13 protein-coding genes are annotated in these 13,303 nt (G+C 46.6%); 3 read left to right on the plus strand and 10 right to left on the minus strand.

Features of this window, described 5'->3' with window-relative positions; all coding sequences use genetic code 11:
- Both rimM and rpsP read right to left on the minus strand, forming a co-directional pair.
- Nucleotides 1-531: a ribosome maturation factor RimM gene (gene rimM, locus K5620_RS16545; RefSeq protein WP_016401326.1), complete on the minus strand. Its 531-nt coding sequence runs from the start codon at nt 529-531 to the stop codon at nt 1-3.
- Nucleotides 532-555: 24 nt separating this feature from the next.
- Nucleotides 556-801 (minus strand): 30S ribosomal protein S16, encoded by a 246-nt coding sequence (rpsP, locus tag K5620_RS16550; RefSeq protein ID WP_016401327.1) that lies wholly within the window; start codon nt 799-801, stop codon nt 556-558.
- A gap of 283 nt (nt 802-1,084) precedes the next feature.
- Between rpsP and yjjG the strand changes: the two genes are divergently transcribed.
- Nucleotides 1,085-1,762: a pyrimidine 5'-nucleotidase gene (gene yjjG, locus K5620_RS16555; RefSeq protein ID WP_016401329.1), complete on the plus strand. Its 678-nt coding sequence runs from the start codon at nt 1,085-1,087 to the stop codon at nt 1,760-1,762.
- Here yjjG and K5620_RS16560 read toward each other — a convergent pair.
- From K5620_RS16560 to urtA, 8 genes are all read right to left on the minus strand, one after another.
- Nucleotides 1,728-1,964 carry a ribosome alternative rescue factor ArfA gene (locus K5620_RS16560; protein ID WP_016401330.1) on the minus strand — a complete coding sequence of 79 codons (237 nt, stop codon included), beginning with the start codon at nt 1,962-1,964 and terminating at the stop codon, nt 1,728-1,730. The genes yjjG and K5620_RS16560 overlap by 35 nt on opposite strands.
- 176 nt (nt 1,965-2,140) lie before the next feature.
- Nucleotides 2,141-2,497, minus strand: a complete 357-nt coding sequence (locus K5620_RS16565) for a zinc ribbon domain-containing protein (protein WP_016401331.1) — start codon at nt 2,495-2,497, stop codon at nt 2,141-2,143.
- 11 nt (nt 2,498-2,508) lie between these two features.
- Complete coding sequence (gene fmdA / locus K5620_RS16570; RefSeq protein WP_016401332.1) at nt 2,509-3,744, minus strand: formamidase; 1,236 nt, start codon at nt 3,742-3,744, stop codon at nt 2,509-2,511.
- 34 nt (nt 3,745-3,778) lie between these two features.
- Nucleotides 3,779-4,468 (minus strand): urea ABC transporter ATP-binding subunit UrtE, encoded by a 690-nt coding sequence (gene urtE, locus K5620_RS16575; protein ID WP_016401333.1) that lies wholly within the window; start codon nt 4,466-4,468, stop codon nt 3,779-3,781.
- A 10-nt stretch (nt 4,469-4,478) separates the two neighbouring features.
- On the minus strand, nt 4,479-5,240 hold the full coding sequence (gene urtD / locus K5620_RS16580; protein WP_016401334.1) for an urea ABC transporter ATP-binding protein UrtD: 762 nt from the start codon (nt 5,238-5,240) through the stop codon (nt 4,479-4,481).
- Nucleotides 5,227-6,435 (minus strand): urea ABC transporter permease subunit UrtC, encoded by a 1,209-nt coding sequence (gene urtC, locus K5620_RS16585; RefSeq protein WP_246612295.1) that lies wholly within the window; start codon nt 6,433-6,435, stop codon nt 5,227-5,229. Before urtC ends, urtD begins: the two co-directional genes overlap by 14 nt.
- Nucleotides 6,436-6,440: 5 nt before the next feature.
- Nucleotides 6,441-7,367, minus strand: coding sequence for an urea ABC transporter permease subunit UrtB (gene urtB / locus K5620_RS16590; protein ID WP_016401336.1), 927 nt, complete (start codon nt 7,365-7,367; stop codon nt 6,441-6,443).
- 65 nt (nt 7,368-7,432) lie between these two features.
- On the minus strand, nt 7,433-8,695 hold the full coding sequence (gene urtA / locus K5620_RS16595; protein WP_016401337.1) for an urea ABC transporter substrate-binding protein: 1,263 nt from the start codon (nt 8,693-8,695) through the stop codon (nt 7,433-7,435).
- A gap of 309 nt (nt 8,696-9,004) precedes the next feature.
- Here urtA and K5620_RS16600 point away from each other — a divergent pair, with 309 nt between their 5' ends.
- Nucleotides 9,005-12,382, plus strand: a complete 3,378-nt coding sequence (locus K5620_RS16600) for an ATP-binding protein (RefSeq protein ID WP_016401338.1) — start codon at nt 9,005-9,007, stop codon at nt 12,380-12,382.
- A complete protein-coding gene (locus tag K5620_RS16605) occupies nt 12,382-13,290 on the plus strand; it encodes a response regulator (RefSeq protein ID WP_016401339.1) in 909 nt (302 codons plus the stop codon). Before K5620_RS16600 ends, K5620_RS16605 begins: the two co-directional genes overlap by 1 nt.
- Nucleotides 13,291-13,303: the final 13 nt, after the last annotated feature.

Genomic DNA, 13,303 nt, shown 5'->3' on the forward strand with positions numbered 1-13,303 from the left:
CTAGAAACTAGGGTCCCAATCAACAGTAATAGTTTGAGACTCGCGATCGACGTTATCAATTATCTGAGACTCTATGAACGGGATTAACCGTTCCTTTTTGCCAAAGGCATCTTTTAAATTGGCTTTCACAACCAAAACATCATTAGAGCCTGTTTCCATTAAATCGGTCACATGCCCGAAGTTATAGCCGCTACGATTAACCACTTGCATGCCCATTAGGTCACGCCAGTAATATTCATCTTCAGCAAGCTCCGGTAGGACTTCCGGCAAAGCCGCAATATCCATTCCGGTTAAACTCTGTGCTTGTTCTCTTACATCGTAGCCCTCAAGCTTAACGATGAAAGATTTGCTGTGTCGCCGCCATTCTGTCACTTCAATTGAAGTATATTCGCCAGAACGACCTATCAACCAAGGTTGATAGTTAAATACAGCTTCTGCATCTTCAGTGAATGAGTTAACTTTTAGCCATCCTTTAATACCGTAAACGGCACCGAGGCGACCCAGTACGATGGGCTGTTCTTTATTGCTCATCTTAACTCCACTAAAAAGGCTAAATTAAGCTGCTTTTGAATCTTTGATTAGCTTAGCTACACGGTTAGAAACCGCAGCGCCTTGGCCAACCCAGTGATCAATGCGGTCTTGTTCCAAGCGAATACGCTCTTCTTGACCTTTTGCGATCGGATTGAAAAAACCTAATTTTTCAATGAAGCGACCGTCACGTGAATTACGGCTATCAGTAACAACTACTTGATAGAATGGACGCTTCTTAGCGCCGCCACGTTGCAAACGAATGGTAACCATATCGTCCTCATACTAGTTAAAAAATTTAAGGTCCCAAAATGGGATCCCCGCTAATTGAAGCCGCGGAATTGTACTCCTTTTTTGCTTAATTGCAAGCTATAACCCGCTTTGGCGAGCATCTAAATTGCTAGCGCTTATCGGCGCAAAATGGCCAATACTTTCTATGCTTGTTTTTGCTGCTAAAAAAGCTAAGTGACTCAAGCTACTAACGCACGCTTTGACTTAGCTGCAAGCTTCTACCAACATAGGCGTTTAACTATACTGATCACCGAGCCATTTGTTTATGAAGTACCAATGGATATTGTTTGATGCCGATGAGACCCTGTTTCATTTTGACGCTTTTGCCGGCTTACAGTTAATGTTCTCTCGCTATGGGGTTAAATTTGAGCAACAAGACTATCAACATTACCAAACCCGCAACCTGCCCTTATGGGAAGCCTATCAAGCCGGCCAGGTGAATGCAGAGCAGCTTCAACAGCAACGCTTTGAGCATTGGGCCAAGCAGCTTGAACAACACCCGCAAGCGCTCAATGACGCCTTCCTAGAGGCAATGGCAGACATATGCAGCCTATTACCTGGCGCTAAAGACTTGCTAGATGCACTTAAGAGCAAAGTGAAGATGGGCATTATTACCAACGGTTTTACCGCTTTGCAAAAAATTCGTTTAGAACGCACCGGGTTGAGCGGCTATTTCTCACCTTTGGTTATCTCTGAGCAAGTGGGCGTTGCAAAACCGCATAAAGATATATTTGAGCATGCCTTTGCTCAAATGCAGCAACCAGAGAAACATCGGGTATTAATGGTAGGAGACAATCCACATTCAGATATACAAGGTGGTATTAATGCGGGGATTAGAACTTGCTGGTTAAATCGTCACGGAGAAAAAAGGCCAGAGGGAATAGAGCCCCACTATGAGGTGAGTTCGCTTAAGCAACTGCAAACCCTATTAGAAGCTGCTTAGTTTGAGTTAATCCCAAAAAGTCGAAAGGGGCATTGCCCTTCAGCTTATGCCCCTTTCTAGTGTATGAACCTTTGCCTTTTTTCGGCCGTTCAACTTTTGCTTTAAATAACTGGCTGGTAACCAGCGCCTTAATTGCATTGTCGTTTATTTGCCCACGACCATGCTCATGCGCTAACAACTTAGCGACTTTTTTCTTAGCCATAATCTTTCTCTCATTTGCCCAGCAGCTCCTATAGCCACTTGGGGGGCTAGTGTAAACCAAGTTAAGCCAAATACACACTGTATATTTTTTAAACATCGCAAATTAATAGCCCCTAGGTAAAACAGCCCAACCAAGAAGCCAGCACTCGCCAACTTCTTGGTTTATCCTATACCAGCTTAATGGCTAATCATCCAAGGCCGCATAGACGGGAACATTTTCTCGCCGTTAGCGGTATACAGCAGCTTAGAACCACCGCGCTTGGTATGCTTACAGCCGCAGCCTTTTTTAAGCTTTTCGGCATTTTCGGCCCGCGTATCCACCGTTGAATGCTGCGGCTCATGCCGCGCTTTCTCATTACGCTCAATCGCCTGCTTGGTTTCGGCGGCCATATCCAATATCTCAGGTGGCAACACGATAACCCTAGCGGACAAAGCCTCACACTTTGGGCACTTAGCAGGTTTAGCGCTATCTGCCATAGTGGCTAGTTCGTAGAACAAACCATGTTCGGCACATTTATAGTCATAAACTGGCATAGCTCACCTCTCTATTTATCTAAGTCTGGAGCCAAAGGCATATCGACACTGCCATCTAAATACTTAGTTGGCCCATCTGCATTCGGCTTAATGTCAAACTCAAAGATATCGGTAGGTAACCATAACGTCGCACAGGAGTTAGGTACGTCCACTACCCCGCTTAAGTGGCCTTGTACTGGCGCAGTACCAAGCAATGAATAAGCCTGCGCGCCGCTATAACCAAATTTCTTGAGGTATTCAATGGCATTTAAACAGGCTTGGCGATAAGCCACGTTGGCATCCAAGTAATGTTGCTTGCCATCTTCATCAACCGAAATACCTTCAAAGATTAGGTAGTCATCGTAGCGTGGCGTAATTGGGCTTGGTTTAAAGATCGGGTTTTTAATCGCATATTTAGACATACCGTCTTTAATCAAATTAACCCTTAAGTGAATCCAGCCAGCCATTTCAATAGCACCACAGAAGGTGATTTCGCCGTCACCTTGGCTAAAGTGTAAATCGCCTACCGACAAACCCGCGCCTTTTACATAAACCGGGAAGTAGATTTTCGAACCACGCGATAAATCTTTAATGTCACAGTTACCGCCGTGTTCACGCGGCGGAACAGTTCTAGCACCTTCTTCAGCCGCTACTTTGGCATCATCGGGCTTCATTTTCCCCATGTGAGCAGTAGGTGCGTAAGGCAGTGCCGCTAACATTGGTACCCGCTCAGGGTCGGTATCAAACAGTTCTTTCTCTCGGCGGTTCCACTCATCTAGCATCTTTTTGTCGGGCAAGCAGCCAATCAGGCCGGGGTGAATCAGGCCAGCAAACTCGACACCGGGAACATGACGAGATTTAGTGAACATGCCATTAAAGTCCCAAATCGATTTTTGCGCTTCAGGAAAATGCTCAGTTAAAAAGCCGCCACCATTTTGCTTAGAGAAGAAGCCGTTAAAGCCCCATTGTGAATCATCAAAGGTGCCAATATCTAAGATATCCACTTCTAACAAATCACCTGGCTCTGCTCCCTCTACCCCAACCGGCCCAGAAAGAAAGTGCACCTGAGATAAATCAACATCACGCACATCAGAGGCGTCGTCGTCGTTTTTGATTTGTCCGCCAGTCCAATCTACACATTCCAAAATGAAATCGTCCCCTGGTTTTACGGTAGCCGCCATAGGAATATCGGGGTGCCAGCGATTATGTAACTTCTCGTTTTCATACGCCGATTTGTTTAAGTCAATCTTGATAATTGTTTCTGCCATGGTCTTTCTCCTTGAATGTAAATTCCCCAGCAAGCTATACCGACAAGTACGCGGCCACTTGCTGTTCATCAACGTCATCGCGCTGTACGTCATGCACGATTTGTCCTTTTTCAATCACCAGTATTCGGTCCGCCACATCAAGGGCGAAGCTCAATACCTGTTCCGACACCACTATCGACAAACCACGCTGGTCGCGAATTTGTTTTAGGGTTTTTGCCATATCTTTAATAATTGAAGGTTGAATACCTTCAGTGGGCTCATCCAGTAGCAGTACGCTGGGGTTGCTCGCCAAAGCACGAGCAATCGCCAACTGTTGTTGCTGTCCGCCAGAAAGGTTGCCGCCTCGGCGGTGGCGCATTTCCCATAACACAGGGAAAATGCTGTATAAGTCATCGGGTACTTTGTTTTCACCAGTGCTGGTTAAGCCGGTTTCAATGTTTTCTTGCACCGTCATGGTGGAGAAAATCATCCGGCCCTGTGGCACAAAGCCCAAACCAGAAGCCACCCGCTGATGGCTCTTTTTCTCTGCTAAGGGCTCTCCATCTAAATTGGCTTCACCACTTTTGCTCGGAATCATGCCAATCAGCGATTTCATTAAAGTGGTTTTGCCCATGCCATTACGGCCAAGAATCGCCACAATCTCATTTTCTTTGAGGCTAAAATTCATGCCACTTATCACTTCGCTCTGGCCATAGGCCACGTGGTAATCTGTTAGTTCTAACATCACTTTCTCCTTAATGGCCTAGGTAAACTTCGACCACTTTAGGGTCGTTCTTCACCCGCTGCATCGAGCCCTCAGACAACACCTTTCCTTGGTGTAATACCGTCACTCGGTCGGCGATGTCTTCAACAAACTGCATGTCGTGTTCAATCACTAATACCGAGCGTTGCTTGGTAATGCTTTGCAGCAACTGCGCGGTTTGTTTGCGCTCGGCTACCGACATACCCGCCACCGGTTCGTCTAACATCAGCAGCTCTGGATCTTGAATAAGCAGCATGCCTATCTCTAACCACTGCTTTTGGCCATGGCTAAGCAAGTCAGCTTGGTCGTTAAGTTTGTCGCTAAGAAATACCATCTCGGCAATTTCCATGATCTTGGCGTGCACCGCTTCATCACGTTTAAAGGTCAAGGCTCCCCACACATTGCGACCGCGCGGGTAAGAGATTTCCAAGTTTTCAAAAACACTCAGATCTTCATAAATGGAAGGGTTTTGAAACTTACGCCCTACCCCGGCATGCACAATTTGGTGTTCTTTAAGCTTGGTAAGCTCCTTTTGTTTGAACTTAATCGAGCCATTGGTGGCTTTAGTTCGGCCACATATCAGATCCAATACCGTGGTTTTACCGGCGCCATTAGGGCCAATAATCACCCTAATCTCCTGCTCTTCAACGTATAGCGACAAGTCATCAACGGCCTTAAAGCCATCAAAAGACACGGTTAAACCTTCAACGCTGAGTACAAAATCTTTGTTCTTTGATGAATTAGGCTGGGGCATTTGGGCTCTCCTTTAGAGATGGCGAAGCACTATCAGCCTCAGGCTCTGCAGCCTGAACCGCCTGCTTTGGCACATCGGGTTTGCTGGCTTTAGGTTTGAACACGCGCTTAAACCAAGGCTGAATGTAAGATTGATAGAGACCGGCTAAACCATCGGGAAAGGCTAACACCACACCAATGAATAGCGCGCCCATGGCAAATAACCACAATTGAGGGAAAGACTCAGAGAAGCTGGTTTTAGCGAGGTTTACCAGCAAAGTGCCATATACCGCACCAAGCAAGGATAAACGCCCACCCACGGCACAAAAAATCACCATTTCGATGGAAGGAACAATGCCCACAAAGGAGGGCGACATAAAGCCCACTTGCAGGGTAAACATAGCTCCACCAATGGCGGCAAAGGCTGCACCAACACAAAAGATGAAGATTTTGAAACTGGCAACGTTATAGCCAGAAAAGCGCACTCGATCTTCTTTCTCACGCATCGCCACCAGCAAACGGCCTAACTTACAACGCTTGATGTATAAGGCAGCAAACAGACAGCCGAACAGCAACACAGCATTAATAAAGTAGAGCAGGTACTGCGCCGACTCGGTGCGTATATCCCAACCTAAAAAGGTGCGTAAATCGGTAATGCCGTTTACCCCACCGGTATAGCCTTGCTGGCCAATGATCAAGATGGTGAGAATGGCAGCAATAGCCTGAGTAATAATGGCGAAGTACACCCCACCTACCCGGCGGGTAAACATAGCTACACCAATAATAAAGGCGAACAAAACCGGCACTGCAATCACCGCCACCAAGGTAAAGGCTAAGCTATCGAAGGGCTGCCAAAACCAGGGCAACTCGGTGAGCTGATTCCAATCCATAAAATCAGGAATGCCTGGCGTTGATTGAATCGCGGTGGCTTCGGGGCTTGAGGCTTCCAGCTTCAAGAACATCGCCATACAATAACCACCTAAGCCAAAAAACACGCCTTGGCCTAGGCTTAAAATACCGCCACACCCCCAGCACAGCACTAAGCCAATCGCCACAAAGGCGTAGGTTAAATACTTGCCAATTAAGTTGAGTCGGAAAATATCCAAGGACAAAGGCAACACAATGAAAATAATCGCGGCCAACAGTAGATACTTCCACCAATCAACCTTACTGGTATTTTGTGCTGCAGTAGCACTAAGTTGAGATAACATCATCATTCTCCCTAACGACGAACCTTGAGCGAAAACAGACCTTGAGGGCGCAGCATTAAAATGCCTACCACGGTCAATAAGGTGAGAACTTTGGCCATCGAACCACTAAGGAAAAACTCCATGGTTGATTGCGCTTGTGAGATGGTAAAGGCCGATGCAACGGTACCAAGCAAGCTTGACGCGCCACCAAATACCACCACTAAGAAGGTGTCTACAATGTAGAGCTGCCCTGCTGTTGGGCCGGTAGAACCCACCATGGTAAAGGCCGAGCCAGCAATACCGGCAATACCGCAACCTAAGGCAAAGGTGTAACGGTCAACCTTCTCGGTATTAATACCAACAGCGCCCGCCATTGCGCGGTTTTGCACCACCGCTCGAGTTTGTTTACCTAAGCGAGATTTTTGCATTAGCAAGTACACGCCAATGGTGATCATGATGGTTAATGCCATCACAAATATGCCGTTAATTGGCACTTCAATAATGTCGGTAATGGCGTAAGAGCCCATTAGCCAATCAGGTAGGCTCACTCCCACTTCTCGAGCGCCAAACACGGTGCGATAGAGTTGCTGTAAAATAAGGCTTAAACCCCAAGTCGCTAGTAAGGTATCTAGTGGACGCTTGTACAAATGGCGAATCATCGCCCACTCCACCAGCGCACCCAGCGCAGCAGTGACAATAAACGCCAGCAGCATTGCCACAAAAAAGTAGCCATCAAATAGACCCGGAAGGTAATTGCTAAATAGCTGTGAAGTAAGGTAAGTAATGTAAGCTCCTAGGATCATAAACTCGCCATGGGCCATATTAATTACGCCCATTTGACCGAATATAATGGCTAGACCTAGGGCCATAAGAACAAATACAGAAAACAAAATAAGACCGGCAAATCCCTGCATGGCGAAAATGGCGGTTAGCTCTGAGCTGGTATAATCGGCAAACATATTCAGTCCCTCTTAAAAGCTAGCGAAAGAACAAGTGGCCCAGCGAGCTGAGCCACCTACAGCGGTTACTGATAACCTTTAGGGAATGGGTTTGGTTCAATTAAGTCTGCGGTTTCATAAACAATGTCGTATTGACCATCGGCTTGAGCGTGACCAATTCGCGTTTTAGACCATAGGTGATGGTTTTCGTGAACTTTCACATAACCTTCTGGCGCAGTGGTTAGCTCTAGGTTTGGCGAAGCAGCACGTACTTTATCGATATCAAACGAGCCGGCTTTTTCTACCGCGGCTTTCCACAACCATGGGCCTAAGTAGGCAGCTTGAGTCACGTCGCCAATTACAATGTCGTCGCCCCAGCGCTTTTTAAAAGCTGCTACAAACTCTTCATTGTTTTGGTTGGTTAAGCTTTGGAAGTACTTCATGGCAGCGTAAGCACCTTGAATGTTTTCACCGCCAATGCCCAAGATCTCGTCTTCAGTCACCGAAATAGTTAATACCAGTGGCTTCTCTTTGTTCATATCGATGCCCGCAGCTTTAAGCTGCTTGTAGAAGGCAACGTTAGAGCCACCTACTACAATGGCGTAAATCACATCAGGCTTTTTAAGTTTAATTTTGTTGATAACCGAGTTGAACTGAGTATGACCCAGTGGGTAGTACTCTTCGCCCACTACTTTTAAACCCAGTTTTTCAATGTGTTTGCGGGCAATTTTGTTAGAAGTACGTGGCCAAATGTAGTCAGACCCTAGTAAGAAAAAGCTTTTGGCATCTTTGGTATCGGTTACCCAATCAATCCCTGCAATAATTTGCTGAGTAGCTTCTTGGCCGGTGTAAATTACGTTAGGAGATTGCTCTAAACCTTCATAAAACGTTGGGTAGTAAAGCATGCCGTTATATTGCTCAAACACCGGCAATACCGCTTTACGAGAAGCAGAAGTCCAGCAACCAAATACCGCCGCTGCTTTATCTTTAACTAATAACTTCTTCGATTTTTCGGCAAAGGTTGGCCAGTCACTGGCACCATCTTCTTGAATGTATTCAATCTGGCGCCCTAATACGCCGCCCATTGCGTTGATTTGCTCAATGGCTAGCATCTCAGCTTGCACCGAGCCAGTTTCACTAATGGCCATGGTGCCAGTTACCGAGTGCAGAATACCTACCTTCACCGTATCGTCGGTTACGGCTAAGCCGGTAGTATTTACTTCAGCGGTGCTAGGCGCTGCAGCAAAGCTTAGTTGTGAAACCAGCATTGCGGCAGGCAAGGCCATCATTCCTTTTAGCAGATTACGGCGTAGCGAATTGCTTAAGCCTGTTTTCTTGAGATTTTGCATAGTGGTATCCCTACTGAGTGTGTAAGACAAAGTGTCCGTACTTGGTGAATACCATGATGCGTAATTGCAAGGCTGAGCAAAATTCGCCGTTCACCCTAGCGACCTACGTCATTTGACGCATAGCGGTGAATAAGAGATTGATTTAGGGTCAAGATATTAAAGAGAGTGGCAAACCGCTACCAACAAATAACTCAGTTAAACAAGCATAACAGTCTGATTTTAATAACCATTTTAACAAAAGGGTGATAAAGCCACGGCGCGAAAAATGCTTATAAAACCTGTGAATTCGCAAAGGAAGGCGTTTAAGGGATGAAAGACCAGCATGTATTTAAAGCCCGTAGAAACTATAACCGCTGGGTAGCCAACCAAACTTTAGAAGATTATGCGCTAAGGTTTACCTCTAAAAATGCCCGTAAGTGGTCGGTTGCACGCGTCTCCAATACCGCCTTGGGCGCAATCTCTTTTTTAGCCCTAGAAGCCATTGGTGGCGCGCTAATTCTTAACTTTGGTTTCAACAATTCTTTAATCGCCATATTGCTGGTTTCGGCAATTATATTTTTCTGTGGGCTGCCTATTTCTTACTATGCTGCACGCTATGGCGTCGATATCGATTTGCTTACGCGCGGCGCGGGCTTTGGCTACATTGGCTCTACCATTACCTCTCTCATTTACGCCTCGTTTACCTTTATCTTTTTTGCCATTGAGGCGGCCATTATGGCCTCGGCTTTAGAGCTGTTATTTAACATTCCCTTAAGCATTGGCTACTTAATTAGTGCCATTGTGGTGATCCCCCTAGTAACACATGGGATCACCTTCATTAGCCGTTTTCAACTGTGGAGCCAACCCATATGGCTGGTACTACAGCTGGCTCCACTCATTTTTATTTTGTGGCATGAATCCAGTGCAATTAACAACTGGCTACAGTTTGAAGGCAAGCTAGAGAGCGGTAATTCAGGTGAGTTTAACCTGCATTTATTTGGTGCAGCGTCGGGGATCCTTTTCTCGTTAATGGCGCAAATTGGAGAGCAAGTAGACTTCTTACGTTTTATGCCCGAGGCCAAGAAAAAACACCGGGCCTGTTGGTGGGTAGCCTTGTTATCGGCAGGTCCAGGTTGGATTATTGTTGGTGCACTTAAAATACTCTTAGGATCGTTTTTAGTGGTACTAGCCATTAATGCCGGAGTGGCCGAAGATGTGGCCGGAGATCCTATTCAAATGTATCAAGTGGCCTTTTCCTACATGGCTCAATCCCCACTGCTTGCGCTCTCCTTGGCGGGTATTTTTGTTTTGGTTTGTCAGCTTAAAATTAACGTAACGAACGCCTATGCTGGCTCTATCGCCTGGTCAAACTTTTTCTCTCGCTTAACCCATAGCCACCCAGGCCGCGTAGTGTGGCTGGTATTTAACGTGATTATTGCCCTGCTGATTATGGAGCTAGGCATCTACGCCGCTTTAGAAGACATCCTCGGCATTTACTCGAATGTAGCGGTTGCTTGGGTTGGCGCACTGGTGGCCGATTTAGTGATCAACAAACCCTTGGGTTATAGCCCCAAGCACATTGAGTTTAAACGCGCCCACCTCTACGACATTAACCCTGTTGGGGTCGGTTCCATGGTGATTGCATCTGTTTTAAGTATCTATTGTTATACCGGAAATGCCGGCGACACAGCCCAAGCTCTGGCGCCTTACATCGGCTTAAGCACCGCTTTTGTGTGCTCTCCTATCATCGCCATTTTAACCAAAGGCCGCTACTACCTAGCAAGAGAGCCCAATCTACTGCAGGCCCACCAAGGAGAATGCACGGTTTGCCAAAATCACTTTGAAATTGAAGACCTTGCCAGCTGCCCAGCCTATGGCGGCGCAATATGCTCGCTATGTTGCACCCTAGATGCGCGCTGCCATGATCAATGCAAAGAAAACGCTCGCTTTGGTCAGCAACTAAGTCAATTTGTTAGCCTAGTACTTCCTAAAGCCGTGTCATCCTTAATGAATACTCGGCTGTTAAATTTCTCTGGCTTAATGGCGCTCATTGCCTTGCTCATTGCCAGCTTGTTTTACCTAGTCTATTCGCGGATCCCGGTTACCGAATTTGCCACTAAAGCGGCAGTTTCAGCAACCTTAAGCCACGTATTTTTCTTATTGATGATTATTGTTGGCGTGCTGGTTTGGCTATTTGTTTTAGCCAACGACAGCCGCCAATTTGCATTAGATGAATCGCAGCGCCAAACCGAGTTACTTAGCCGCGAAATATCTGCCCACGAGGTGACCGACCAAGCCTTGCAGCAGGCCAAAGAAACCGCCGAATCAGCCAACCAAGCTAAAAGCCGCTACCTCACTGGCATTAGTCATGAGCTTCGCACCCCGCTTAACTCGGTGCTGGGTTACGCACAGCTCTTAGAAAAATCGCCAAGTTTAGCGCCCGAGCACAGCGCTAAAGTCTCGCTTATCAAACGCAGCGGAGAACACCTCGCCGACATAATTGAAGGCCTATTAGATATCTCGCGCATCGAGGCAGGCCGCATCGAATTACAACGTGATGAAGTGGCCATTGGTGAATTGCTGGATGACTTGGTAGATATGTTCAGCCTTCAAGCCAAAAGCAAAGGCATTTCCTTCGTTTACAATCCCAGCCCTTACCTGCCCAACTGGGTAACCGCAGACGAAACTCAATTGCGGCAAATACTCATTAACCTGTTGTCCAACGCGGTTAAATTTACCCAACAAGGCTCGGTAACCTTAGACGTTTATTACCGTAATCAAGTCGCAGAATTCACCATTACCGACAGCGGCGTAGGCATTAGCGAACAAGATATCGAGCGAATATTCAAACCCTTTGAGCGAGTAGAGAAAAGGGACATACCCAGCTCTCCCGGCACTGGCTTAGGCTTAACTATTACGCAGTTGCTTACCGACATAATGGGTGGAAACATTAGTGTAAGCAGCGAGATTGGCAAAGGTAGCAGCTTCAAACTGAGCATCATGCTGGCTAGCTTAAACAAAGAGCAGCAGCCGCAATCTGTGCAAGCGCCAGTAAACTCTATCAAAGGCCCTAGCAAAACCGTAATGGTGGTAGACGATGACCCTAATCACCGTAACTTAGTATCAGAAATCCTCTCGCCACTGGGTTTTGTGGTTCATGAAGCCAACGATGCATTAGTTTGTTTAAGCAATACCTACTTAAGTGCCATTGATCTGTTTTTACTCGACATCTCCATGCCCGATATGAATGGCTGGCAACTGCTTAAAAAACTTCGCAGCAATGGCATTAGTGTACCGATCATCATGGTGTCAGCCGATGCCACAGAAGCGCCTTATTTCAATGCCGCTGAAGAAATTCACGAGCCAGCATTACACAATGACTACCTAGCTAAGCCCATGCGCGATAACGCGCTACTGGAAAAAGTTGCCAAAGCCTTAGCCATAGATTGGAACTACCAAAACACCAGCACGCAAAGCGCCTCGCCCGAGCCGCAAGCGCTAAACATTCAACTAAACCAAAGCCAACGCGAACAGCTGCAAGAAATCGCCGAAATGGCGCAACTAGGCTTTGTACAAGGGATTGATAGACTAATAAAAAACCTAGAGAAAGACAGCGCGTTACACACCATAACTCGCGCCCTAAGAAAGGAATTAGAACAGTATCAATTTGCCAGCATTACCGCTTATTGTGAAAAGGTCGTAATCTAATGAACGCCACAAACTCAAAGGGACTAATCCTCGTTGTTGACGATGCTACCGAATCGGTGGCGATGCTTAACACCGCTTTAATTGAACAAGGCTACACCGTGTTAATTGCCATGGACGGGCAACAAGCACTCAACATTAGCCAACGCATTACTCCAGACTTAGTACTCATGGATGCATTAATGCCAAATATGGACGGTTTTGAAGCCTGCCAGCAACTTAAACAAAATACTCAACTTAGCGATATTCCAGTAATTTTCATGACCGGATTAAGCAGCAGTGAGTCGGTGGTTAAGGGCCTAGAATCTGGCGGGGTAGACTACATCAATAAACCAGTAAAACTTGATGAACTGTTTGCTCGGATAAAAGTACATATTAGCAATTCTCGCCTCACCCGCAGTGCTCATGGCGCCCTAGATGAAATAGGCCAAGCTAGCTTTACCGCCAATAGCCGAGGCGAAATGATTTGGGTAAGCGCCAAAGCAAGCGAAACACTGGAATCACAAAAAGATTTACCCACCCCAGCAGCCGAGGTGATTTGCCCTCAACTTAAGCAGTGGCTAGCCCATACCCCAGCTAAACACAGCATGCTGTCACTTAAAAACCTCAACACAGCGTTGCAAGTTCGCTACTTGGGGCAATCGTCACCAGGTGAGCACTTACTTCGCTTGGTAAATAACGACGACCAAAGCCAGCGCGACTCCTTGCGCCAGCGATTCAGCTTAACCGAGCGCGAATCAGAAGTTGTGCTGTGGTTAGCTAGAGGGAAAACCAATCGAGAAATTGCACAAATTTTAGACATGAGCCCACGTACCGTAAACAAACACCTTGAAGCGGTATTTACCAAACTAGCAGTAGAAAACAGAACCAGTGCAACAGCCGTTTGTTTGGCCCACTTAAACGACAGCTAACTTAAGCCTTGCG

The sequence above is a fragment of the Agarivorans albus genome (genome assembly GCF_019670105.1).
In the GTDB taxonomy this organism is placed as follows: Bacteria; Pseudomonadota; Gammaproteobacteria; order Enterobacterales; family Celerinatantimonadaceae; genus Agarivorans; species Agarivorans albus.